The sequence below is a fragment of the Streptomyces natalensis ATCC 27448 genome, assembly GCF_000935125.1.
Classification (GTDB): Bacteria; Actinomycetota; Actinomycetes; order Streptomycetales; family Streptomycetaceae; genus Streptomyces; species Streptomyces natalensis.
This window is the reverse complement of record NZ_JRKI01000010.1, coordinates 181,658-206,577: the sequence shown is the minus strand read 5'-3', so window position 1 is coordinate 206,577 and position 24,920 is coordinate 181,658. Positions and strand designations below refer to the sequence as shown.

Below are 24,920 nucleotides of genomic sequence, written 5' to 3'. Positions count from 1 at the left end.
CGGAAGGGTCGGATTCGGTCACTTTCCGTCCCAAGCGTGCCATGACGGGCCGATCCGCCCCGGTGTCCGCCCCGGGTGTCCGCCCTGGAGCCCTGGAGTCAGCCCGGGGTGTCAGCTGCTCTCGTCGCGCACGGTGTCGAGGGCGTGCTGGAGATCGTCGGGGTAGGCGCTCGCGAACTCGACCCACTGCCCGTCCGAGGGGTGCTCGAAGCCCAGCCGGACGGCGTGCAGCCACTGCCGGCCGATGCCCAGGCGCTTGGCGAGGGTGGGGTCCGCGCCGTAGGTCAGGTCGCCGACGCAGGGGTGGCGGTGGGCGGCCATGTGCACCCGGATCTGGTGGGTACGCCCGGTCTCCAGCTTGATGTCGAGCAGGCTGGCCGCCCGGAACGCCTCGATCAGGTCGTAGTGCGTGACCGAGGGCTTGCCGTCGGCGGTGACCGCCCACTTGTAGTCGTGCTGCGGGTGGCGGCCGATGGGGGCGTCGATGGTGCCGCTCATCGGGTCCGGGTGGCCCTGGACCAGGGAGTGGTAGCGCTTGTCGGGGACGCGCTCCTTGAACTGCCGCTTCAGGGACGTGTACGCCCGCTCGGACTTGGCGACGACCATCAGGCCGGAGGTGCCGACGTCCAGGCGGTGGACGATGCCCTGGCGCTCGGCGGCGCCGGAGGTGGAGATGCGGTAGCCGGCCGCGGCAAGGCCGCCGATGACGGTCGTCCCGCTCCAGCCGGGGCTGGGGTGCGCGGCGACGCCGACCGGCTTGACGATCACCACGATGTCGTCGTCGTCATGCACGATCTCCATGCCCTCGACGGGCTCGGCGACGATCTCCACGGGCGGTGCGGCCTGTGGCATCTCCACTTCCAGCCAGGCGCCGCCGGAGACCCGTTCGGACTTCATCACCTCGGAGCCGTCGACCCGGACCTTTCCGGCGGTGGCGAGCTCGGCCGCCTTCGTCCGGGAGAAACCGAACATACGGGCGAGTGCGGCGTCGACGCGCTCGCCCTCCAGGCCGTCCGGTACGGGCAGGGTGCGGATCTCGGGAATCGTGCTCACCTTTAGGAGTATGGCAGCCGCGGCACGCCGCATCGGGGCGGGCCGGGGCAGGAGCCGTTGATGGTGCGGTTTGACGGAAACCAGCGCCTCCAGCCGCGGCACCCCGCATCGGGGCCGGCCGGGGCAGGAGCCGTTGATGGTGCGGTTTGGTGGAGGCCGGCGCCGTCAGTCCTTGTGCACTGTCCCGTCCGGGTCCAGACCGCGGAAGGACAGGAACACGATCAGGATGCCGCCGCAGACGATCGCGGAGTCGGCCAGGTTGAAGACGGCGAAGTGCGCGGGGGCGATGAAGTCGACCACCGCGCCCTCGAAGATGCCCGGCGAACGGAAGACCCGGTCGGTGAGGTTGCCGAAGGCGCCGCCGAGCAGCAGGCCGAGCGCGATGGCCCAGGGCAGGCTGTAGAGCTTGCGCGCGATCCGGGCGATCACCACGATCACCGTCGCCGCGATGATCGTGAGGAAGATCGTCAGCGCCTCGCCCATGCTGAACGCGGCGCCGCGGTTGCGGATCACATTGAACTGGAGCAGCGTGCCGATCACCTCGATTGGCGCATGGTGCTCCAGCTTGGCGACGACCAGCAGCTTGCTGCTCAGGTCCAGCGCGTAGACCACGGCGGCGACCAGCAGCAGCGCGCGGATCCGCCGCCCGCCCCGGCCGGTCTTCTGCTCGGCCGTCTCCTCGGTCCTGTCCTCCTGCTCCACCGGCTGCCCCCCTTCGGAATCCGGCCCGGATTCCGGCGTACTGGTGATGCGTTCCGCCTCTGCCACGTGTGCGTCCTCAGCCCGTTCGAATCGGCCGTCAGGCCACGCCTGACCGGTCACGAGCGTACGGCACACCCGTGCGGTCGCGGGCGTCACGGGGCGTGCCCGGCCCCGGCCGGGCCCGTACCCCGGGGGCCGGATCCGCAGGGACCGGGCTCACGCCCGCCGCTCCTGTTTCTGCTTGCACTCCACGCACAGCGTCGCCCGGGGGAACGCCTGCATCCGGGCCTTGCCGATGGGCCTGCCGCAGTTCTCGCACAGGCCGTAGGTGCCCGCATCCAGCCTGCCGAGGGCGCGTTCGGTCTGGTGGAGCATCTCGCGGGCGTTGGAGGCCAGCGCCAGTTCGTGCTCGCGGGTGATGTTCTTGCTGCCGGTGTCGGCCTCGTCGTCGCCCGCGCCGTCACCGGAGTCCCGCATCAGTCCGGCGATGGCGTCCTCGGACGCGGTGATCTCCCCGTTCAGCCGCCCCACCTCTTCCCGCAGGACGGTCCGGGCCTCGGCGACCTCCGCCGGGGTCCAGGGGTCCTCGCCGGGCCGTACGGCGAGCTCACCGGGCGTCGCGGCCGCGCGGGCCGGGGGGACCGCGCCATCCATGGCATGCGCCGCGGGCGCCGCCGTCTTCTTCGCCTCCACCGTCTGCGCTCCCGTCTTCTTCGCGGGCGCCGCGGCGGGCTTCTTCGCCGCCGCCTTCTTCGCGACCGTCTTCTTCTCCGCGGCCTTCTTGGCCACGGTTTTCTTCGCCACGGGCTTGCGCGGCGTGGCGTCCTTCGCGCCGCCGGCGTCCTCGGCCGCCGGCTTCGCCTTCTTCGCCGTCCGGGGAACCGTTTTCGTCGAGGCGGGCCGCTTCGCGACGGCCTCATCGGCCTCATCGGCAGGCGTCGAGCTCGTCTGCGCGGCGGTCTTTTTCGCCACCATGGCCGCGACCCCTTCACATCTTGTGCGCGTATGTGAGCTTGTACGCGAATCGTGACGGGAACGATAAATCGCCACACGGCACGCGGCAACGGGACGCACCGCCCGGCGGGACCCGGCCGCCCTCGTCCGCGGGCCCGGTCTGCCTGCGTTGTGCCCCGCTGCCCGCCCCGCACACCCACCCACCGGCATCTGGCCATTCGGGTCCGCCCGGAAAACCGGTCGGCCGCTGTCGGCGCGGCCCCGTACACTGGGCCACGCGACAGGCATTGATGGGACGAGTAGCGTCGTACGCAGCCAGCAGCGACCCGGGGACGGTGCGAGCCCGGGGGTGTGCGCAGCGTGAAGATCACCCCGGAGTCGCCGGAAGAAAGCTTTGGACAGTGGGCTCCGCCCACGGGCCTCGGGCCACCCAGGGCAAGTAGAACCGGCAGCGCGACCCCAATGAGGGGGCGGTGTCAGCGACGCCGCCAAGGAGGGTGGTACCGCGGGAGCCCAGGCTCTCGTCCCTCCGGACGGAGAACGCACGTGGTGTCCGCCGGAGGAAGCCCCCGATGAGTCAGCAGCCCCAGTACCGCCAGGTACCCGCACAGGTAGACCTCCCCGCCCTCGAGCACGCCGTGCTCGATTTCTGGCAGGAGCAGAAGGTCTTCTCCCGCACCCTCCAGCAGTCCGAGGGACGACCCGAGTGGGTCTTCTTCGAGGGCCCGCCGACCGCGAACGGCATGCCAGGCGCCCACCACATCGAGGCCCGCGTCTTCAAGGACGTCTTCCCCCGGTTCCGCACGATGCAGGGCTACCACGTCGACCGCAAGGCCGGCTGGGACTGCCACGGCCTGCCGGTCGAGCTGACCGTGGAGAAGGAGCTGGGCTTCAGCGGCAAGAAGGACATCGAGGCGTACGGCATCGCCGAGTTCAACGCCAAATGCCGCGAGTCGGTGACCCGGCACACCGACGCCTTCGCCGAGCTCACGACCCGGATGGGCTACTGGACCGATCTGGACACCCCGTACCGCACCATGGACCCCGACTACATCGAGTCGGTCTGGTGGTCGCTGAAGGAGATCTTCACCAAGGGGCTGCTGGTCCAGGACCACCGCGTCGCCCCCTGGTGCCCGCGCTGCGGCACCGGCCTGTCGGACCACGAGCTGGCGCAGGGCTACGAGACCGTCGTCGACCCGTCGGTCTTCGTCCGTCTGCCGCTGACCTCCGGCCCGCTGGCCGGCGAGGCGTCCCTCCTCATCTGGACGACCACGCCCTGGACCCTGGTCTCCAACACCGCCGTCGCCGCGCACCCCGACGTCACGTACGTGGTCGCGACGGACGGCAGCGAGAAGCTGGTCGTCGCCGAGCCGCTGCTGGAGAAGGCGCTGGGCGAGGGCTGGACGGCCACCGGGCAGTCCTTCACCGGCCGCGACATGGAGCGCTGGGCCTACGAGCGCCCCTTCTCCCTGGTGGCCCTCGACGGCGCCAACTTCGTCGTCAACGCCGAGTACGTCACCACCGAGGACGGTACGGGTCTGGTCCACCAGGCCCCGGCCTTCGGTGAGGACGACCTGAAGACCTGCAAGGGCTACGGCCTGCCGGTGGTCAACCCGGTCCGCCCGGACGGCACCTTCGAGGAGGAGCTGGAGCTGGTCGGCGGCGCCTTCTTCAAGAAGGCCGACGAGACCCTCGTCGCCGACCTCGACGCCCGCGGCCTCCTCTTCCGGCACGTCGCCTACGAGCACAGCTACCCGCACTGCTGGCGCTGCCACACCGCGCTGCTCTACTACGCCCAGCCGTCCTGGTACATCCGCACCACCGCGGTCAAGGACGCCCTGCTCCGCGAGAACGAGAACACCAACTGGTACCCGGAGTCGGTCAAGCACGGCCGGTTCGGCGACTGGCTGAACAACAACATCGACTGGGCGCTGTCCCGTAACCGCTACTGGGGCACCCCGCTGCCCATCTGGCGCTGCGAGGAGGGCCATCTGACCTGCGTCGGCTCGCTCGCCGAGCTGACCGAGCTGACCGGCACCGACCAGTCCGGCCTGGACCCGCACCGCCCGTTCATCGACGAGATCACCTTCGGCTGCACCACCGAGGGCTGCTCGCTCACGGCCACCCGCGTCCCGGAGGTCATCGACGCCTGGTACGACTCGGGCTCGATGCCGTTCGCGCAGTGGGGCTACCCGTACCGCAACCAGGAGCTCTTCGAGAAGCGCTACCCGGCGCAGTTCATCTCGGAGGCCATCGACCAGACCCGCGGCTGGTTCTACACCCTGATGGCCGTCGGCACCCTCGTCTTCGACAAGTCGTCGTACGAAAACGTCGTCTGCCTGGGCCACATCCTGGCCGAGGACGGCCGCAAGATGTCCAAGCACCTGGGCAACACCCTCCAGCCCATCCCGCTGATGGATCAGCACGGCGCGGACGCGGTCCGCTGGTTCATGGCGGCCGGCGGCTCCCCGTGGTCGGCCCGCCGGGTGGGCCACGGCACCATCCAGGAAGTGGTCCGCAAGACCCTTCTCACGTACTGGAACACCGTCGCCTTCCAGGCGCTGTACGCCCGCACGTCCCAGTGGGCGCCGTCCGCGGCCGACCCGGCCCCGGCCGAGCGTCCGCTGCTGGACCGCTGGCTGCTGGGCGAGCTGAACAGCCTGGTCGAGGGGGTCACCGAGGCCCTGGAGTCCTTCGACACCCAGCGCGCCGGCAAGCTCCTGTCGTCCTTCGTCGACGACCTGTCCAACTGGTACGTGCGCCGCTCGCGCCGCCGCTTCTGGCAGGGCGAGCCGGCCGCGCTGCGCACGCTGCACGAGGTCATCGAGACCGTCACCCGCCTGATGGCCCCGCTCACCCCGTTCATCACCGAGCGGGTCTGGCAGGACCTGGTCGTCCCGGTCACCCCGGACGCCCCGGACTCGGTGCACCTCTCGTCGTGGCCGGTCGCCGACGCCTCGGCCATCGACCCGGCGCTGTCCGCGCAGATGCAGCTGGTGCGCCGGCTGGTCGAGCTGGGCCGGGCCACGCGCGCCGAGTCCGGTGTCAAGACCCGTCAGCCGCTGTCGCGGGCGCTGGTCGGTGCGGCCGGTTTCGCCGACCTCTCCGACGATCTGCGCGCCCAGATCGCCGAGGAGCTGAACGTCTCCTCCCTCGCCTCCCTCTCGGAAGTCGGCGGATCCCTCGTGGACACCACCGCCAAGGCCAACTTCCGTGCCCTGGGCAAGCGGTTCGGCAAGGGCGTCCAGGCGGTCGCCAAGGCGGTCGCTGCGGCGGACGCCGCGGCGCTGTCGCTCGCGCTGCGCGACGGTACGGCGTCGGTCGAGGTCGACGGCGAGACCGTCTCCCTGGCCCCCGACGAGGTGATCATCACCGAAACCCCGCGCGAGGGCTGGTCGGTGGCCTCCGACGCGGGCGCCACGGTCGCCCTGGACCTGGAGATCACCCCGGAGCTGCGCCGTGCGGGCCTGGCCCGCGACGCGATCCGGCTCATCCAGGAGGCCCGTAAGAACAGCGGTCTGGACGTCGCCGACCGGATCGCCCTGCGCTGGACCGCCACCGACGAGGACGTGCGGACGGCGCTGACCGACCACGCCGGCCTGATCTCCGACGAGGTCCTCGCCACGGACTACGCCCAGGGCGAGCCCGACGGCTCCTTCGGCCCCGCCTTCACCGACGAGAGCCTGGGCCTGACGTTCCACCTGCACAAGGCGTAAGCGCCACGGCCGCCACGGCGGCACGAAGCCCCCGGCATCCGCGAGGTGCCGGGGGCTTCGCCGTGCACTGCCCAGAGGGCTTCGCCGTTTCCGCCTCCGGGGGGGTCAGGGCCTGTCCGCCCTACGTCCCCGGTGTCGCGAAACAGGGCCGGGCAAAGGGCCGGGCCCCGAGGGAATCCCTCGGGGCCCGGCCCTTGATTGCCGACTCCGCGTTGTCAGGCGAAGGTCAGTTGTCGTCCTCGTCGATCAGGAAACCGCGCATCGGGGACGGCGCCTGGCCCATCGGGGACGGGCCCTGCGGACGCACCGGTGCCATCGGCTGGGTCATCGCCGGGGACATCTGCTGCTGACCGCCGTAGGACGGACCGCCGCCGGAGCCGTTGCCCATCGGCTGACCGCCACCCATGGTGTGGTTGCCCCCCATGGTGTGGTTTCCGCCCATGGTGCCGGCACCGGCCGACGCCATCGACGGGGACGGCGGCAGCGAAGGGGCGGCGGTCGCGGGGGCCCGCGGCGGAGCCAGCGAGTCGTCCGACTGGTTCTCCAGCTGACGCAGCTGGCTCTCCAGGTAGGACTTCAGCCGCGTGCGGTACTCGCGCTCGAAGCCGCGCAGGTCCTCGACCTTGCGCTCCAGCGTGGCGCGGGCCGACTCCAGCGAGCCCATCGCGACGCGGTGCTTCTCCTGCGCATCCCGCTCCAGCGCATCGGCCTTGGCGCGGGCGTCCCGCTCCAGACCCTCCGCGCGGCTGCGCGCCTCGCCGACGATCTTGTTGGCCTCGGAACGGGCCTCCGCGATCGCCTGGTCGGCGGTCTGCTGCGCCAGCGACAGCACACGGGCGGCACTGTCACCGCCGGGGCCGCCCTGCTGGCCGCCCTGCTGAAGCTGCTGCGGTCCGCCGGGGCCGCCGAGCGGGCCGCCCATCGGACCGTTGGGGCCCATCGGACCGGGGCCGTGCGGGCCCTGCGGACCGGGACCGTGGCCACCGGGACCTGGAGGCAGCTGCGGTGCACCACCGGGCAGTTGGGGCGGGCCACCCATCCCCTGCTGCTGCGGCGGGACCGGCTGCGGACCGGATATGGCGGCGGGCACAGGTGCCCCGCCTCGCTGCTGCTGCTCCTGCTGCTGGTCGGGTCCCTTGCGCAGGCCCTGCTGCTGCTGGTTCTGCGCGGCGGCGCGCGTAGCAGCGGCCAGCTTGGCGCGCAGGTCCTCGTTCTCCCGGAGCAGCCTGGTCAGCTCTGCTTCAACCTCGTCGAGGAAGGCATCGACCTCGTCCTCGTCATAGCCTTCTCGGAGGCGGACGGTCGTGAACTGCTTGTTCCGCACGTCCTCGGGGGTCAACGGCATCTCTACTTCACCTCAACGTAGTCGTCGGCAATCGGCAAGACCGTATCGTTCACACCAACAACACCGACCTCACAACGGTGATCAGGATGTAGACGATGATCATCAATACGAAGAAGGACAGGTCGAGCGCCACGCCCCCGAGACGCAGCGGCGGAATGACCCGCCGCAGAAGCTTGAGTGGCGGATCGGTGACAGTGTAGGTGGCCTCCAGAACGACCACCATCGCCTTGCCGGGTTGCCATGAACGGGCGAACTGGAACACGTAGTCCATCACCAGACGGAAGATCAAGACGATCAGGAAGCAGTACAGCGCGATGTAGATCACCTGCCCGAAGACACTCATCTCGCGCGTCCCTCTCCCCTTTGGTCCCGTTTGGCCGGTTAGGCCCTGGTGTGCCCGGTGTTGCGTCTCAGCTCTGGTTGAAGAACCCGCCCTCTGCGATTCGGGCCTTGTCCTCCGCCGTGACATCGACGTTAGCAGGCGACAACAGGAACACCTTCTGCGTCACCCGCTCAATGCTGCCGTGCAGACCGAAGACTAGACCCGCAGCAAAGTCGACAAGTCGCTTCGCGTCGGTGTCGTCCATCTCCGTGAGATTCATGATCACCGGAGTGCCCTCACGGAAGTGTTCCCCGATGGTACGGGCTTCGTTGTAGGTCCGGGGGTGAAGCGTCGTGATGCGGTACGGCTCCCGCTCGGACACAACCTTGGGCATGATCACCGGTGCGTTCTTCTCCAGATTCGGGCGGTCGGGTGTGATGGATGCCACGGGGGCGATTCGGGCGGGTCGTCCGGTTTCCGCGGCGACCGGGGCAGGCTCGCGCTGCGCCGGAGGTGTCACGACCCGGACGGGTTCCTCCCGTTCCGGGCGTGTCTCGGCCGGTACTTGGTGCTGCTGACGCCGCCCCCGTTCCGGCTCCGGATCAAGCTCGGGCTCGAACTCGTCGTCGGGGTCGAAACCCCGGCCGTCGTACCCATCGTCCTCCACGAGGCCGAGGTAGACCGCCATCTTGCGCATCGCGCCGGCCATTCTCTGCGTCCTCCGCTCTGTGGTGGATCGGCCCCGTCACCGGTCGCCTTGGATCCACATTTCGGTCTACCCGCCGCCTTTTGGCGGGAATGACCATATTTTGTGCTGTGGTCCGACTTGCTTCGCGACGTTACCCGAGCCGTGGTCGGACTCCGAGTACCGCAGTGCCGACGCGTACATGTGTCGCTCCGGCCCTGATGGCGTCCTCGAGGTCCGCGCTCATGCCTGCTGACACCATGTTGGCAGCAGGATGGGTGGCGCGCAGGTCGGTTGAGATTTCCATGAGTCGTTCGAATGCGGCGAGTTGCCGCCCGGCATACGGTCCGCTCAACGGCGCGACGGTCATCACACCGTCCAGCCGCAGACCTTGGGCCCCGGCGATCGCCTCGGCCAGCGCCGGCACCGCGTCCGGTGCGGTCCCGCCGCGGTCGCCCTGCTGACCTGACTCGGCGTCAAGTGCCACCTGGATCAGGCAGCCCAGCTCCCGTTCGGTGCGCACCGCCTCCTTGGAGAGGGCGGTCACCAGACGGAGTCGGTCGATCGACTGGACCATCCCGGCATAACGGGCAACTGACCGGACTTTATTCGTCTGCAATTGACCGACGAAGTGCCAAGTAAGAGGCAAATCGGCACATTCGGCCGCCTTCGGTGCCGCATCCTGATCACGGTTTTCCGCGACATGACGCACCCCCAGCTCCGCGAGCAGCCGCACATCACTGGCCGGGTAGGTCTTGGTGACCACGATCAGGGTCACCTCGTCGCGCGCCCGGCCCGCCGCGGCGCAGGCGGCGGCGATACGGTCCTCCACCCGCGCGAGGTTGTCGGACAGTTGGGCTCTGCGTACGTCCGTCATGGCTCAGCCTCCCCCAGCCTGCGGCCGGGAAGTGCCCCCAAGCCAGACATAACTCGCGAGCCGCCCCGTCGTGCGGTCGCGCCGATAAGAGAAATGGTCCGCGGATTCCAGCGTGCACACGGGAGATACCTCGGCGGCCGGCACGCCCGCGGCGGCGAGCTGGGCCCGTACCCCTGCGCCGACGTCCACCGCCGGGGTGCCCCAACTTGTCGTCGACCACGCCTGTGGCACCACGGCCGTGACCTCGGCGCGCATCGCCTCGGGCACCTCGTAGCAACGGCCGCAGACCGCGGGCCCGGTGTACGCGATGATCCGCGCGGGCTCGGCGCCCAGCTTCTCCATCGCCTCGACGGCCGCCGGTACGACCCCGGCGACCAGGCCCGGCCGGCCGGCGTGCGCGGCCCCGGCGATCCCGGCGACCGGGTCGGCGAGCAGCACCGGAGTGCAGTCGGCGGTCAGTACGGCGAGCGCCAGGCCCCCACGCGCGGTCACCACCGCGTCCACACACGGGATGTGGCCGGTGCTCCAGGGGCCCTCGACCACCGCGACATCGCGGCCGTGGACCTGGTTCATCCAGACCACCGCGGCCGGGTCGAGGCCGAGTTCCGCGGCGGCGCGGGCGCGGTTGGTACGCACCGCCGCGGGGTCGTCACCGACCGCGCCGCCCAGATTGAGCTGATCATACGGAGCGGCGCTCACCCCGCCCCACCTGTCGGTGAAGGCGAAGTGCGCGCCGCTTACGTGGTGCTGGTGCCCTATCACTTCGGTACTGCGGTCACTTCAGGAAATCGGGGACGTCGAGCTCCTCGGCCGCGCTGTCGCTGTACGACGGGCGGGCCGGGGGAACCTGCGCTCCACTGGCCGGGGAGGCGGAGACCTCGCCCAGCGAGGACGACGATTCGGCCGGGGCCGGCTCCTCGTCCCGTACGGGCACCGAGCCCAGGCCCCCGAAGGAGGAGGTCCGCGGCTCCGGCGGGGTGGCCGGACGGCTCGGGGCCGGGGCCGGCTCCTCGCGCTTGGCCGACGTCAGCCCGCTCGCCGCCGAGTCGCGACGGGCCGGCGGCTGCCCCCCGTCAAAACCCGCGGCGATGACCGTCACCCGGACCTCGTCGCCCAGGGCGTCGTCGATGACCGCACCGAAGATGATGTTGGCCTCGGGGTGTGCCGCCTCGCTGACCAGCTGCGCGGCCTCGTTGATCTCGAAGAGACCGAGGTCGGAGCCGCCGGAGATGGAGAGCAGGACGCCGCGGGCGCCGTCGATGGACGCCTCCAGGAGCGGCGAGGAGATCGCCATCTCCGCGGCGGCCACCGCACGGTCGTCGCCGCGCGCCGAGCCGATGCCCATCAGGGCCGAGCCGGCCTCCGACATCACGGACTTGACGTCGGCGAAGTCGAGGTTGATCAGGCCCGGGGTGGTGATCAGGTCGGTGATGCCCTGGACACCCGACAGCAGCACCTGGTCCGCGGACTTGAACGCGTCGAGCACGCTCACCTGGCGGTCCGAGATGGACAGCAGCCGGTCGTTGGGGATCACGATGAGGGTGTCGACCTCTTCGCGCAGCTGGGCGATGCCGTCCTCGGCCTGGTTGGCGCGACGGCGGCCCTCGAAGGTGAACGGCCGGGTGACCACACCGATCGTCAGGGCGCCCAGCGAGCGGGCGATGTTGGCGACGACGGGTGCGCCGCCGGTGCCGGTGCCGCCGCCCTCACCCGCGGTCACGAAGACCATGTCGGCCCCCTTGAGGACCTCCTCGATCTCCTCGCGGTGGTCCTCGGCCGCCTTGCGCCCCACGTCCGGGTTGGCGCCGGCGCCGAGTCCGCGCGTCATTTCGCGGCCGACGTCGAGCTTGACGTCGGCGTCGCTCATCAGCAGCGCCTGCGCATCGGTATTGATCGCGATGAACTCGACGCCCTTGAGCCCGACCTCGATCATCCGGTTGATGGCGTTCACGCCACCGCCGCCGATGCCGACGACCTTGATGACTGCGAGGTAGTTCTGCGGTGCTGCCACGTCGAAGGCCTCTCGCCTCGAGTTACGTGTCGCCGTCTCACATTCCGTGTGGACGCCGACTGATGCCGATGGGACGGTCCGTACTGCCGACCCGAACCCTAAACCTCAAGTTTAGGGTTACCTGTGCCCGTGTTCCTTGGTTCCATAGTCCCTTTGGAACGAGACACTAAGTCGACAAGGTGCGCGCGTTCAACGAACACGCCGAACCTCCCGTTTTTCTTTTCACCCTATGTGATCACCCATAGTCGTAGCCATCCAGGGTGCTGGCCTGCGGCTACGGACGTCAACTCCCCGATACAGCAGGGGCGCTGGGCACCGAGACATCGAAGTGGCGCGCCTCACCCGCGGCTTTCAGCAGCGCGGTGAGCACCCTTGCCTTCTCCGCGCCCTGTTCGCGACTGCCCCACACGACCGTGCGAGACCTCGTCAACTCCAGGGTGAGGGAGTCGTACGAGGCCACGCGGACCGTGCGGACATCCTTGCGCACCGCGCCGGGGAGTGCCGCGACGGCGTCCGCGGCCGCATGACGCAAGCGGTCGGTTCCGAAACGGGACAGACTCGGGGAATCGGAAACGGCCATTTCCAGAAGGGGAACGCCCCGGGGAAGGGTCCGTACGGTGGCGAAGGAGACGCCGTCACGGTCCACTTCGCGGTAGTTTCCGCCCGATCGCAACGCCAGTTGTGGCGTTCTTTCCGTCACTTTCAGACCGATGGTGTGCGGCCAGGACCGCACCACCGCAACGTTTTTGACCCTCGGCAGCCGGTCCCGGATCCGACGGGCGAGTTCGTCGGTGTCCACCGAGGCCAGCGGTGCGTTTATCGGAGCGCGCGCCGCGGCCAGCACCTCATCCGGCGTCAGAACCGTGGTGCCGGTGGCCTTGACGTGGCGCAGCCGCAGCCAGTCCGACCCGTACAGGGCCCAGGTGGCGAAGCCGCCGAGTCCCAGGACGAGGACCAGCGCCAGTGCCAGCCGACGGCGTGGGGTGTCGAACGGGGCGCCCAGCCGGGCGAATCGCCACGTACGGGGCGCGGAGGCGGGGGGCGGGCCGGTGGGCCGTTTCTCGTCGCCGCGCCGGGCGGTTCTGGATCCGGCCACGCTCCCCTGCCTTTGCTCGTCGCTAGTTGCGCTGCTGGGCGATCGCCTCGTACACCATGCCGACCAGCAGCTCATCGGCGTCCCGGCGGCCGAACTCGGAGGCCGCGCGGGACATCTCGTACAGCCGGTGCGCATCGGAGAGCACCGGGAGCACATGGGACTGCACCCACTCCGGGGTCAGCTGGGCGTCGTCGACCAGCAGGCCCCCGCCGGCGTTGACCAGCGGCTGGGCGTTCAGCCGCTGTTCGCCGTTGCCGATGGGCAGCGGGACGAAGGCGGCCGGGAGCCCGACGGCGGACAGCTCGGCGACCGTCATGGCGCCCGCGCGGCAGAGCATCATGTCGGCCGCGGCGTACGCCAGATCCATCCGGTCCACGTACGGTACCGGGACGTACGGCGGCATCCCGGGCATGTTGTCCACCTGCGGCAGTTCGTTCTTCGGGCCGACCGCGTGCAGGACCTGGATGCCGGCGCGCTGGAGCGCGGGGACGGCGGCCTGGATGACCTCGTTGAGCCGGCGGGCGCCCTGGGAACCGCCGGAGACCAGGAGGGTGGGGAGGTTCGGGTCGAGCCCGAAGGCGGCCCTCGCCTCGGGGCGGACCGCGGCGCGGTCCAGGGTGGCGATGGTGCGGCGCAGCGGGATGCCGACATAGCGGGCGCCGCGCAGCTTGCTGTCGGGGGTGCTGACGGCGACGAACTTGGCGTAGCGCGAGCCGATCTTGTTGGCCAGGCCGGGGCGGGCGTTGGCCTCGTGGACGACGATCGGCACCCCGAGCCGCTTGGCGGCCAGATAGCCGGGCAGCGCCACATAGCCGCCGAAGCCGACGACGCAGTCCGCCTTCGTGCGCTCCAGGATCTGCTCGGCGGCCTTGATCGTGCCGCGCAGCCGCCCGGGGACGGTGATCAGCTCGGGGGTGGGTTTGCGTGGCAGCGGTACGGCCGGGATCAGTCCCAGCTCATAGCCGCGCTCGGGCACCAGACGGGTCTCCAGACCCCGCTCCGTGCCGAGGGCCGTGATCCCCACGGTCGGGTCCTGCCTGCGCAGGGCGTCCGCGAGGGCGAGCGCGGGCTCGATGTGGCCGGCGGTCCCCCCACCGGCGAGTACGACATGCACCGAAATTCACCGCTCTCCGGACGGCCGTCCCATAACGCGCCGTCTCATCGTCTTCCATCTCACCCCGGCCGACCTTCTGCCGAAACCCGGCTTCCGCTCGGCCAGCGCGGCCAGTGCCGCACGCGCCGCGGGCTCGTCACGCGCGAAGGCGATCAGCAGTCCGACGGCGAACATCGTCGGCAGCAGGGCGGAGCCCCCGTAGGAGAACAGGGGGAGCGGGACTCCGGCGATCGGCAACAGACCGAGCACCGCACCGATGTTGATCACGGCCTGCGCCATGATCCAGGTGGTCACGCCTCCCGCTGCGTACCTCACGAAGGGGTCCTCCGTGCGTCCGGCCACGCGGATACCCGCATAGCCTAGAGCCGCGAAGAGGGCGAGCACCGACAGCGTCCCCGCCAGACCCAGTTCCTCCCCGGTGATGGCGAAGATGAAGTCGGTGTGCGGTTCAGGGAGTTCACCCCATTTTTCCATACTTGCGCCCAGGCCGGAACCGAAGAATCCGCCGGAGGCGAGGGCGTAGATGCCATGGACCGCCTGCCAGCACTGATCGCCGGGGCCCGGATCGGTGGCGCCGATGCAGGCCAGGCGGGACATCCGGTTGGCGCTGGTGAGGATCAGGAGCGCGCCGATGGCCACGGCGCCGCCGAGGACGCCGGTGAACAGCCGGGTGGGGGCGCCGGCCAGCCACAGCAGTCCGAAGAGGATCGCCGTGAGAATGATCGCGGTGCCCATGTCGCCGCCGAGCATGATCAGCCCGAGCAGCAGAAAGGCGACCGGGGTCAGCGGCACCAGCAGCTGCTTCCACTGCGTGAGCAGCTTCTTCCCCTGCTTGCGGGCCAGCAGATCGGCGCCCCACAGCACCAGGGCGAGTTTGCCGAACTCGCTCGGTTGCATCTGAAAAGGCCCGCCGAGGTTGAGCCAGTTCCGGTTGCCGTTGACCGAGACCCCTATGCCCGGAATCTGCACCAGGCACATCAGGAACACCGACCCCACGAGCAGCGGATACGCCATCGCCCGGTGCAGCCTCACCCGCAGCCTGGCGGCGGCCAGCAGCAGCACTCCGCCGATGGCCGCCGCGAGCAGCTGTTTGCGGAAGAAGTACGACGGGGCGAGGCCGGACTGGAGCGCCTTGATCTGGGAGGCCGAGTAGACCATCACCAGTCCCAGGACGAGGATCAGCAGGCTGCCGCCGAGGATGAGGTAGTAGGCGGTCAGCGGCCGGTCCCAGGCCCGCCGCAGCCGGGTGTACAGGCGTCTGGGGCCGCCGCCGGGGCGCGGCGGGCGCACGGTGGAGGTACGACGGGCCGGTCGCGGGGGCCGTCGGGACACAGCCTTGGCCGATCGGGCCGTCATCCTCGTCCCCTCCACAGGTGCGCGCGCCGCGGTACGCCGACGACGGCGGGGAGCGGCTAGTTTTCCTCGGCGGTCAGCTCACGGACCGCAGCGGCGAAGGCGTCGCCCCGCTGGTTGTAATTGACGAACATGTCCATCGAGGCGCAGGCCGGGGCCAGCAGAACGGTGTCGCCGGGCCTGCCGAGCCGGGTCGCTTGCCGTACGGCCTCGGACATCGCCCCAGTGTCGGTCCGGTCGAGGTCGACGACCGGGACATCGGGGGCGTGTCGCGCCAGCGCCTCGCGAATCAGCTCCCGGTCGGCGCCGATCAGCACCGCTCCGCGCAGCCGCTTCGCCGACTTCTGCACCAGCTCGTCGAAGGTCGCGCCCTTGGCGAGCCCGCCGGCGATCCAGACGATGTGCTCGTACGCCGCCAACGACGCCTCGGCGGCGTGGGTGTTGGTGGCCTTGGAGTCGTCGATGTAGGTCAGCCCGCCGGCGTCGGCGATGTGCTCGATACGGTGCGGCTCCGGCCTGAAGGCGCGCAGCCCCTCGCGTACGGAGGCCGGGCGCACCCCGAAGGCCCGCGCCAGCGCCGCCGCGGCGAGCGCATTGGCGATGTTGTGCGGGGCGGGCGAGGCGAGGTCGGAGATCTCCGCCAGCTCCTGGGCGGCCTGCGGGTCGGCGACGAAGGCGCGGTCGACGAGGATGCCCTCCACCACGCCCAGCTCCGAGGGGCCGGGGGTACCCAGGGTGAAGCCGATGGCCCGGCAGCCCTCCTCGACCTCGGCCGCCCGGACCAGCTCCTCGGTGGCGGGGTCGGCGACGTTGTAGACACAGGCGATGGTGTTGCCCTCGTAGATGCGGCCCTTGTCGGCCGCGTAGGCCGCCATGGAGCCGTGCCAGTCGAGGTGGTCGGGGGCGAGGTTGAGGACGGCCGCGGAGTGGGCGCGCACGGAGGGCGCCCAGTGCAGCTGGTAGCTGGAGAGTTCGACGGCCAGGACGTCGTAGGGCTCGGCCCCGTCCTGCCCGTTGCCGAGCACCACGTCGACGATCGGGGTGCCGATGTTGCCGACGGCGGCGGTGTGCAGGCCCTCGGCCTCCAGGATGGCCGCCAGCATCCGTACGGTCGTGGTCTTGCCGTTGGTGCCGGTGACCGCGAGCCAGGGTGCCGACCCGGGCGGGCGCAGCAGCCAGGCGATCTCGACGTCGCCGACCACGTCCACCCCGGCCTCGGCGGCCGCCGCGAACAGCGGGCTGTCCGGCTTCCAGCCGGGCGAGGTGACGATGAGGTCGGTGCCCTTGGGCAGGGTTTCGCCGTCGCCGAGGCGGACGGTGATCGCCTCCGCCTCCAGCTCGCGGGCGGCGGCCTGCTGCTTGTCGCCGCTGCCGCCGTCCACGACCGTGACCTGGGCGCCGAGGCCGGCCAGGGCGCGGGCGGCGCTGATGCCGCTCACGCCCAGGCCGGCGACGGTGATGTGCCTGCCGGCGAAGTCCTGCGGGCCCTGCATGGTCACTTCGCCGCCTGCCAGCCGCCGTAGAAGATGCCGAGTCCGACGATCACGCACATGCCCTGAATGATCCAGAACCTGACCACCACAAGGACTTCCGACCACCCCTTTAGCTCGAAGTGATGCTGAAGTGGCGCCATACGGAAGACCCGCTTGCCGGTCAGGCGGAAGGAGCCGACCTGGATGACCACGGACATGGTGATCAGGACGAAGAGACCGCCGAGGATGGCCAGCAGCAGTTCCGTACGGGAGCAGATCGCAAGGCCGGCCAGCGCGCCGCCCAGGGCCAGCGAGCCGGTGTCCCCCATGAAGATCTTGGCGGGTGAGGTGTTCCACCACAGGAAGCCGAAGCAGGCACCCATCAGGGCCGAGGCGACGACCGCGAGGTCGAGGGGGTCGCGGACCTCGTAACAGCCCGGTCCCGCGGTGATCTGGTTGGCGCAGGACTCCTGGTGCTGCCAGATGCCGATGAAGGTGTACGCGCCGAAGACCATCACCGAGGCGCCGGTGGCCAGACCGTCGAGGCCGTCGGTGAGGTTCACGCCGTTGGACATCGCCAGGATCATGAACAGCGCCCAGATCACGAAGATCACCGGGCCGATCTGCCAGCCGAAGTCCTGGGTGAAGGACAGCCGGTCCGAGGCCGGGGTCTGTCCGCGCAGGTCGGCGAATTGCAGCGAGAGCACCGCGAAGGCGATACCGACGATCAGCTGGCCGGCCATCTTGGCCTTGGCCCGCAGGCCCAGCGAACGCTGCTTGACGATCTTGATGTAGTCGTCGAGGAAGCCGACCAGGCCCATGCCCGCGAACAGGAAGAGGACCAGAACGCCGGAGAAGGTCGGATCGCTGGAGGTGATCACCTTCGTCACGACATAGGCGATGATCGTGGCCAGGATGAAGGAGATACCGCCCATGGTGGGCGTTCCCTTCTTGCTGCCGTGGGTGCGCGGGCCGTCATCGCGGATGAACTGCCCGTACCCCTTCTTGGCCAGCAGCTTGATCAGCAGCGGAGTGCCGATCAGGGTCAGGAAGAGCCCGATCATTCCGGAGAAGAGGATCTGCTTCATCGAGTTCATCGGGTCGCGGCTCCACCCTCGCAGGCCACAACGCCCTCGTCGTCCAGCAATGCTGCGGCGACCCGCTCCAGCCCCACCGACCGGGACGCCTTCACCAGCACGACGTCTCCCGGCCGCAGCTCGCTGCGCAACAGGTCGACCGCCGCCCGCGCGTCGGACACGTGCACCGACTCCTCACCCCACGAACCCTCGTTCTTGGCGCCCATGTCGAGCCAGGCCGCTTCCCTGCCGCCGACCGCCACGAGCTTGCTGACGTTGAGCCGGACGACCAGGCGTCCGACCGCGTCGTGTTCGGCGAGCGAGTCCTCGCCGAGCTCGGCCATCTCACCGAGCACCGCCCACGTACGACCGCCCTTCGCCTTGGCGGCGGTGCCCATCGCGACCAGCGCTCGCAGCGCCGCTCGCATGGACTCGGGGTTCGCGTTGTAGGCGTCGTTGACGACCGTCACGCCATCCGCGCGCTCGGTGACCTCCATCCGCCAGCGGGAGAGCGTGCCGGCTTCGGAGAGCGCGGTGGCGATCTCGTCTACGGGCATGCCCAACTCATGGGCGACGGCGGCCGCGGCGAGCGCGTTCGACACGTGGTGCTCACCGTACAGCCGCATGGTCACATCGCTGCACCCGGAGGGTGTGCGAAGCGTGAAGGCGGGCTGTCCGAGCTCCGTGAGCCGGACATTCTCGGCGCGCACATCGGCATTTTCGGCCTCGCCGAAGAAGACCGTACGGGCCTTGGTCCGCGCGGCCATGGCGCTGACGTACGGATCGTCGGCGTTGAGCACCGCGATGCCGTGCGCGGGCAGCGCCTCGACCAGTTCGCCCTTGGCCTCGGCGATCCGCTCCCGGCCGCCGAACTCGCCGATGTGGGCGGTGCCGACGTTGAGCACCACACCGATCTCCGGCGGGGTCAGCTCGGTCAGATAACGGATGTGGCCGACGCCGCGGGCGCCCATTTCCAGGACGAGATGGCGGGTCGTCGCCTCGGCGCGCAGCGCGGTCAGCGGCAGCCCGATCTCGTTGTTGAGGTTGCCTTCCGGCCAAACTGTCGGCCCGTGCCGTTGCAGCAGCTGGGCGATGAGGTCCTTGGTGCTCGTCTTGCCGGCCGAGCCGGTCAGGGCGACGACCTTGGTGCCCAGCCGCGCGACGACGGCGCGGGCGAGCGCGCCGAGGGCGGCGACCTGGTCGGGGACGACGATCGCGGGCACGCCGACCGGGCGGGCGGCCAGGACGGCGACCGCGCCCGCCTCGATCACCTGGGCGGCGAAGTCGTGGCCGTCGACGCGCTCACCGGCGAACGCGACGAACAGCCCGCCGGGCCGTACCTGGCGGGAATCCATCACGACGGGACCGGTGACCGCGACGCCGGGATCCGGTATGTCGTGCATCGCTCCGCCGACGATGCCGGCGATCTCGGCGAGGGACAGGGAGATCACAGGTCACCCCCGGCGTCGGGCAGAGGGTGCCAGTCAAAGGGTTGTGCGCGCATGGCGGTGTGTCATCCCTGGTGGTTCGGCTGCTGTGACTTCATGGAAGCCTCGATGGCCTCGCGGAGCACCTGGCGGTCGTCGAAGGGACGGACCACTCCGGCGATGTCCTGGCCCTGCTCATGGCCCTTGCCCGCGACGATGACGGTGTCGCCGGGCTCGGCGCGGGCGACGGCCGCGGCGATGGCGGCGGCCCGCTCCTCCTCCAGGAGCACCGTGCCGCGTTCGTGCACCGGCACCTCCGCGGCGCCCTGGAGCATGGTCGCCAGGATCGCGAGCGGATCTTCGGTGCGCGGGTTGTCGGAGGTCAGGATGGCCGTGTCGGCGAGGCGGGCGACCGCGGCGCCCATGGGGGCGCGCTTGTGCGGGTCGCGGTCGCCGCCGCAGCCGAGGACGGCGTGCAGCTTGCCGTCGGTGACCTTGCGCAGCGCGCGGAGGACCGATTCGACGGCGTCGGTCTTGTGGGCGTAGTCCACGACCGCGAGATACGGCTGGCCGGCGTCGACGCGCTCCAGGCGGCCGGGGACGCCGGGGACCGCGGCGACGCCGTCGGCGGCGGTCTGCGGGTCGATCCCGGCGGCGATCAGCGAGACGATCGCGGCGAGCGCATTGGCGACGTTGAACGGGCCGGGGATCGGGGAGGCGGCGCGCAGCGTCTGCCCCTGGGGGCCGTGCACGGTGAACGTCGAGCCGAGGGTGCCGACCTCGACGTCGGCGGCGCGCCAGTCCGCGTCCGGGTGGCCCTCGGCGGAGAAGGTGGTCACCGGGACCTCGGACTCGCCCCCGGCCAGCCGCTTGCCGTACTCGTCGTCGAGGTTGACGACGCCGGCACGGCTGCGGGCCTTGGTGAAGAGCCGGGCCTTGGCCTGGAAGTAGTCCTCCATGCCGGAGTGGAACTCCATGTGCTCCGGGCTGAGGTTGTTGAAGATCGCGACGTCGAAGACGCAGCCGTCGACCCGGCCCAGGACCAGCGCATGGCTGGAGACCTCCATGGCGACCGCCGTGACGCCGCGCTCGCGCATCACCGCGAACAGCGCCTGGAGGTCGGTGGCCTCGGGGGTGGTGCGCTCGGACTTGAGGCGCTCGTCGCCGATCCGGGTCTCCACCGTGCCGATGAGGCCGGTCAGCCCGCCCACCGGTCGCCCGCCACCGCCCTTGTCCGACTGCGCTTCGCGCAGGCCCCCCTCGTCGCTCTCCTTCGCGGCCGCGGCCCGCAGGCCGCCCTCGATGAGGTACGCGGTGGTGGTCTTCCCCGAGGTGCCGGTGATGCCGATCTGGAGGAGGTCCTCGCCCGGGGCGTCGTAGATCGAGACGGCCAGGGAGCCCATCCGGGCGCGCGGGTCCGCCACGGCCAGGACCGGCAGGCCGGTCTCCGCGGCGCGGGCGGCGCCGGTCGGGTCGGTCAGGATCGCGGCGGCGCCGAGGTCGGCGGCCTGGGCGACGAAGTCGGCGCCGTGCAGACGGGCGCCGGGCAGCGCGGCGTAGAGATCACCGGGGCGTACCGCACGGGAGTCGTGGGTGATGCCGGTGACCATGACAGGCTGCGCGGCGTCAGCCGCTCCGGTGGAGCCGGTGCCCGCACCGGAGGAGGCATGGTCCGGTGCTGGAATACCCAGCTGTCCGGCCAGGTCCGCCAGGGGTGTGGGGCGGACCTGCTCGGGACGGGGCGCACCCGGATATCTGCCGGGGCCGCCCTCCTCCGTCGTCGGGGGTTTCGGGGACTGATCAGCTTGTGACACGGCGGTGAGCGTACCGGGCCCGCCGGGCCCGGGGCGAAGTGAGGGCCGCGTGCGGGAGCCGTTTTCCGGGTCGGGGGTGCCGTTGGTGGTGAGGGTCGTCACGGCGGTGGTGCCTCGATTTCATTCGCCTGGCTTGAAGGTGACCGGCAGGCGCGGGGGCCGGGCGCCGGTCGGCGGAACCTGGAGGGTTTTCAGCGCGAACGCCATGACCTGCTTGTAGATCGGGCCGCAGACCCGGCCACCGTAGTAGCTCCCCACGGTGGGGTTCTGGACGGCGCAGTAGACCGTGATGCGGGGCTTGTCGGCGGGGGCGAAACCGGCGAAGGAGGCGGTGTAGCCACGGTAGCGGCCGGTTTTGGGGTCCACCCGGTTGGACGTGCCGGTCTTGCCGCCGACCCGGTAGCCGTCGATCTTCGCACGGGGGCCGGTGCCCTCCTTGTCGTCGACCACCGATTCGAGCATGGCGGCCAGCGTGGCGGCGGTCTTCGGGCTGACCACGCGGGTCCGCTCGGGCCGCGCGGCGGGGGCGAAGCGGCCGTCGGGGCCGGTGGTGCCGCTGATCAGCGAGGGGACGATCCGCTCGCCGCCGTTGGCGATGGTGGAGTAGACGGAGGCGGCCTGGACGGCGTTGAGGGACAGCCCCTGGCCGAAGGGGATGGTGTACTGCTGCGAGGTGTTCCAGTCCTGCGGCCTGGCCAGGATGCCGTCGGTCTCCCCGGGGAAGCCGAGTCCGGTCGGCCTGCCGATGCCGAATGCGTGCAGGTAGGAGTAGAGCACCCGGTTGGCCTCGGCCTGGGTCTTCCCCAACTGGCCGGCGGCCAGGATCGTGCCGATGTTGCTGGACTTGGCGAGCACCCCGTTGAGGGTCAGATACCAGGTGCGGTGATCGACGTCGTCGGCGAACAGCCGGTCGCCGCGGTGCAGCCGGTTGGGCACGGTCACCCGGGTGGCCGGGGTGGCGACGCCCTCCTGTAGGACGGCGGCCATCGACATCAGCTTGCTGGTGGAGCCGGGCTCGTACGCATCGGTGAGCGCGGCGTTGCCCAGCGCCTCGGGGTCGGCCCTGGCCACGTCATTGGGGTCGAAGCCGGGCGCATTGGCCAGCGCCAGGATCTCGCCGGTGCGGGTGTCCTGGACGACGACGTAGCCGCGGTCGGCCCCGGATTTTCTGACCTGCTCGGTGATGGCCTGCTGCGCCGCCCACTGGATGTCGCGGTCAAGGGTCAGCCGGACGTCGGTCCCGGGCACGGCGGGGTGCTCCTGGACGTCCGCGGTGGGCACCCGGCGGCCGCCGGACTGGGCGTAGACGAGCTTGCCGTCCTTGCCGGCGAGTTTCCTGTCGAGCAGGGCCTCTATTCCGCCGCTGCCCTTGCCTGCGCTGTTGACGAAGCCGAGGACGCCGGAGGCCAGGTCCTTGTTGGGGTAGACCCGCTTGCTGTGCTTGTCGGCGAAGATCCCGACCAGGACGTCGGGGCGGGGCGCGCGCTTGGGTGCGACGGCGGCCGCAGCGTCCAGCGTCTTACGGAGGTCCTTGATCCGCTTCCAGACCTGCGGGGTCTGCTGACGGGCGAGCAGCACATAGCGCGTTTTGCGCTGGGCCAGCTTGGCGGCGAGGGTCGCACGGTCCTCGTGGAGGAGGGGCGCGAGCAGCTTCGCGGCGCGCTGCGGGGCGTCGTCGATGCCGGTCCGCTCGGACGTCAGCAGGCTGGGGTCGGCGGTGATGTCGTACGCGTCGACGGTGGCCGCCAGCGCCACGCCGTCCCGGTCGGTGATCGCACCGCGCTCGGCGGCCAGCTTGACGGGGACATAGCGGTTCTCGTTGGCCTTGGCGGCGAACGCGCTCGCGTCCACGGCCTGCACCTGGAAGAGCCGTACGACGAAGGAGAGCAGTACCACCGTCAGCCCCAGCGAGACCAGGCGCAGCCGGGGGCGCGGGCTGCCCAGGCGGAGCGCGGCGGCGGGCCGGGGGGCGGACTGCCGGGGGGCGGTGCGTGGGGCGGCGGGCCTGGCGGCGGTTTTCGCGGCGGAGGGGGCTGCGGACTTCGCGGCCCGGGCCGTGGTCCTGCCGGCCGCCGGGCGCGGCGCGCCGCCACGGCCCGCCGCGGGTCCGGGCCGGGCGGGGCGCGGGACGCGGCGGCGGGGTTGCCTGGGCTCGGTCATGCCGCCGGTCACCTGCCGTGGGTCGTCGGGGCGGGAGCGTCCGCGGCGGCGCGCCCGGGAGGCGTGGGCCGGGCGGAGGTGCCGGGTGCGGCCGGGGCCGCGGGGGACGGGGTGGCGGACGGGTCCGCGAAGGGCGTCAGGCCCGGCCGGGACGGCTCGGCAGGCGCGCTCAGCGCCGTCTCCTCGCCCGTGGCCACGCTCGGCTTGCCGCGTACCGTCCCGTCGGGCATCAGGAACGCCGGATTGCCGCCGGGCACCATCCCCAGCTTCCGGGCGCGCTTCTCCAGGGCGTCCGGCGCGGAGTAGCCGTCCACCTCCTGTTGCAGCGCCTGCTGTTCGTCCGTCAGGTCGTCGGTCTTCTTCTCCAGCCTGCTCAGCTCGAACGACCCTTGGTTCAGGGCGGAGTTGAGCAGCAGGAGGGTGATCAGCCCGGAGCCGAGCAGCACGACGATCAGCAGGACGAAGGGGGTGCGGGCCGCGGTGCCGGCGCCTGCGGGAAGCAGCGCGGCCAGCCGTCCGGGTCTCCGGGGCGGCCGCCCCCGGGCCTTCATGCGCGGTCCTCGACGTTCTCGCGGATGCGCTCGGCGCCGCGCAGCCGGGCGGGGGCCGCGCGGCGGTTCTCGGCGATCTCCTCGTCCGTCGGCAGTTCCGCGCCGCGGGTCAGCAGCTTCAGGCGCGGCTGGTAGCGCTCGGGGACCACCGGGAGTCCGGGCGGCGCGGTGGTGGCCGCGCCGGCCGCGAAGACCTGCTTGACCAGGCGGTCCTCCAGCGAGTGGTACGCGAGCACGGCGATCCGGCCGCCGACCGCCAGCGCCTCGACCGCGGCCGGAATGGCCCGCTCCACACAGGCCAGCTCGCCGTTGACCTCGATGCGCAGCGCCTGGAAGGTGCGCTTGGCGGGGTTGCCGCCGGTGCGCTTGGCGGCCTGCGGCAGCGCGTCGCGGATCAGCTCGACCAGCCGCGCGCTGTTCGTGAACGGCTCCTTGGCACGCTCGCGCACGATCGCCGAGACGATCCGCTTGGCCTGCTTCTCCTCCCCGTAGGCGCGCAGGATCCGCACCAGCTCACCGGGGGCGTAGGTGTTGAGGACGTCCGCGGCGCTGATGCCGGTCGACTGGTCCATCCTCATGTCCAGCGGGGCGTCCTGGGCGTAGGCGAACCCGCGCTCGGCCTCGTCCAGCTGCATGGAGGAGACGCCGAGGTCGAAGAGGACGCCCTGGACGCGCGGGGTCCCGAGCCGGTCCAGGACCTCGGGCAGCTCGTCGTAGACGGCGTGTACCAGGGTGGCGCGCTCGCCGTACGGGGCCAGCCGCTCGCCGGCGAGCTTCAGGGCGGACGGGTCGCGGTCCAGGGCGATCAGCCGGGCCTCGGGGAAGGTGGCGAGCAGCGCCTCGCTGTGCCCACCGAGGCCGAGGGTGCAGTCGACGACGACCGCTCCGGGCTCGGCGAGCGCGGGGGCGAGCATGTCCAGACACCGCTGGAGCATGACGGGTACGTGCCGGGAGTTACTCATGCCTCTTCCGATGGGGTGGGCGGCAGGTGGGTCCCCGGCCGTTGGCTGGGGGGTGCCGTACGTACCGCTTGGTCCCCGCCCGCTCTGAAGGGGAAGTGGTCCTCCGGCGACGGGGAAGTGGCGTCGGAAGTACCGGTGGAGCGGGAGGAGGCCGAGCCGTACGTGCGACGCATCGCACGCGAGGGATTCGGGATCCAAGGAGAGCGTCACGCCTCCCACTTCGCGCCACT

20 protein-coding genes are annotated in these 24,920 nt (G+C 71.0%); 1 reads left to right on the top strand and 19 read right to left on the bottom strand.

Annotated elements, in window-relative coordinates:
• Positions 1-111 precede the first annotated feature (111 nt).
• From SNA_RS09305 to SNA_RS09295, 3 genes are all read right to left on the bottom strand, one after another.
• Positions 112-1,053 (bottom strand): RluA family pseudouridine synthase, encoded by a 942-nt coding sequence (locus SNA_RS09305; protein WP_044364339.1) that lies wholly within the window; start codon positions 1,051-1,053, stop codon positions 112-114.
• Positions 1,054-1,218: 165 nt separating this feature from the next.
• Complete coding sequence (gene lspA, locus SNA_RS09300; protein WP_030068215.1) at positions 1,219-1,821, bottom strand: signal peptidase II; 603 nt, start codon at positions 1,819-1,821, stop codon at positions 1,219-1,221.
• A 150-nt stretch (positions 1,822-1,971) separates the two neighbouring features.
• Positions 1,972-2,730 (bottom strand): TraR/DksA family transcriptional regulator, encoded by a 759-nt coding sequence (locus SNA_RS09295; protein WP_044364272.1) that lies wholly within the window; start codon positions 2,728-2,730, stop codon positions 1,972-1,974.
• A gap of 551 nt (positions 2,731-3,281) precedes the next feature.
• On the opposite strand from SNA_RS09295, the gene ileS reads away from it, so the two are divergent.
• Entirely contained in the window at positions 3,282-6,425 is a 3,144-nt protein-coding gene (gene ileS, locus SNA_RS09290) for an isoleucine--tRNA ligase (protein ID WP_030068213.1), read from the top strand.
• Between the two features lie 226 nt (positions 6,426-6,651).
• Here ileS and SNA_RS09285 read toward each other — a convergent pair whose 3' ends face one another.
• The 16 genes from SNA_RS09285 to rsmH all read right to left on the bottom strand — a co-directional run bounded on the left by SNA_RS09285 (position 6,652) and on the right by rsmH (position 24,690).
• A complete protein-coding gene (locus tag SNA_RS09285) occupies positions 6,652-7,770 on the bottom strand; it encodes a DivIVA domain-containing protein (RefSeq protein ID WP_030068212.1) in 1,119 nt (372 codons plus the stop codon).
• A gap of 49 nt (positions 7,771-7,819) precedes the next feature.
• Complete coding sequence (locus SNA_RS09280) at positions 7,820-8,113, bottom strand: YggT family protein (RefSeq protein WP_044364269.1); 294 nt, start codon at positions 8,111-8,113, stop codon at positions 7,820-7,822.
• A 67-nt stretch (positions 8,114-8,180) separates the two neighbouring features.
• The gene (locus SNA_RS09275; RefSeq protein ID WP_030068210.1) at positions 8,181-8,801 is read right to left on the bottom strand and encodes a cell division protein SepF; all 621 of its coding nucleotides are present in this window, start codon (positions 8,799-8,801) and stop codon (positions 8,181-8,183) included.
• 130 nt (positions 8,802-8,931) lie between these two features.
• A complete protein-coding gene (locus tag SNA_RS09270) occupies positions 8,932-9,654 on the bottom strand; it encodes a YggS family pyridoxal phosphate-dependent enzyme (RefSeq protein ID WP_030068208.1) in 723 nt (240 codons plus the stop codon).
• Between the two features lie 3 nt (positions 9,655-9,657).
• Positions 9,658-10,416 carry a peptidoglycan editing factor PgeF gene (gene pgeF, locus SNA_RS09265; protein WP_030068207.1) on the bottom strand — a complete coding sequence of 253 codons (759 nt, stop codon included), beginning with the start codon at positions 10,414-10,416 and terminating at the stop codon, positions 9,658-9,660.
• Between the two features lie 13 nt (positions 10,417-10,429).
• Entirely contained in the window at positions 10,430-11,665 is a 1,236-nt protein-coding gene (gene ftsZ, locus SNA_RS09260; protein WP_044364267.1) for a cell division protein FtsZ, read from the bottom strand.
• Positions 11,666-11,948: 283 nt separating this feature from the next.
• Complete coding sequence (locus SNA_RS09255; RefSeq protein WP_030068203.1) at positions 11,949-12,761, bottom strand: cell division protein FtsQ/DivIB; 813 nt, start codon at positions 12,759-12,761, stop codon at positions 11,949-11,951.
• Between the two features lie 22 nt (positions 12,762-12,783).
• Positions 12,784-13,875, bottom strand: a complete 1,092-nt coding sequence (gene murG, locus SNA_RS09250) for an undecaprenyldiphospho-muramoylpentapeptide beta-N-acetylglucosaminyltransferase (protein WP_030068202.1) — start codon at positions 13,873-13,875, stop codon at positions 12,784-12,786.
• Between the two features lie 6 nt (positions 13,876-13,881).
• On the bottom strand, positions 13,882-15,231 hold the full coding sequence (ftsW, locus tag SNA_RS09245; RefSeq protein ID WP_030068201.1) for a putative lipid II flippase FtsW: 1,350 nt from the start codon (positions 15,229-15,231) through the stop codon (positions 13,882-13,884).
• A gap of 56 nt (positions 15,232-15,287) precedes the next feature.
• Positions 15,288-16,721: a UDP-N-acetylmuramoyl-L-alanine--D-glutamate ligase gene (murD, locus tag SNA_RS09240; RefSeq protein WP_030068200.1), complete on the bottom strand. Its 1,434-nt coding sequence runs from the start codon at positions 16,719-16,721 to the stop codon at positions 15,288-15,290.
• A 2-nt stretch (positions 16,722-16,723) separates the two neighbouring features.
• A complete protein-coding gene (gene mraY, locus SNA_RS09235; protein ID WP_030068199.1) occupies positions 16,724-17,788 on the bottom strand; it encodes a phospho-N-acetylmuramoyl-pentapeptide-transferase in 1,065 nt (354 codons plus the stop codon).
• A gap of 5 nt (positions 17,789-17,793) precedes the next feature.
• Positions 17,794-19,227 (bottom strand): UDP-N-acetylmuramoyl-tripeptide--D-alanyl-D-alanine ligase, encoded by a 1,434-nt coding sequence (locus SNA_RS09230; protein ID WP_030068198.1) that lies wholly within the window; start codon positions 19,225-19,227, stop codon positions 17,794-17,796.
• Positions 19,228-19,289: 62 nt separating this feature from the next.
• Positions 19,290-21,119, bottom strand: a complete 1,830-nt coding sequence (locus SNA_RS09225) for a Mur ligase family protein (protein WP_044364265.1) — start codon at positions 21,117-21,119, stop codon at positions 19,290-19,292.
• Positions 21,120-21,137: 18 nt separating this feature from the next.
• Complete coding sequence (locus SNA_RS09220) at positions 21,138-23,177, bottom strand: peptidoglycan D,D-transpeptidase FtsI family protein (RefSeq protein WP_044364338.1); 2,040 nt, start codon at positions 23,175-23,177, stop codon at positions 21,138-21,140.
• An 8-nt stretch (positions 23,178-23,185) separates the two neighbouring features.
• A complete protein-coding gene (ftsL, locus tag SNA_RS09215; RefSeq protein ID WP_030068193.1) occupies positions 23,186-23,728 on the bottom strand; it encodes a cell division protein FtsL in 543 nt (180 codons plus the stop codon).
• Positions 23,725-24,690, bottom strand: coding sequence for a 16S rRNA (cytosine(1402)-N(4))-methyltransferase RsmH (gene rsmH / locus SNA_RS09210; RefSeq protein ID WP_078969783.1), 966 nt, complete (start codon positions 24,688-24,690; stop codon positions 23,725-23,727). The genes ftsL and rsmH overlap by 4 nt, the downstream gene beginning before the upstream one ends.
• Positions 24,691-24,920: the final 230 nt, after the last annotated feature.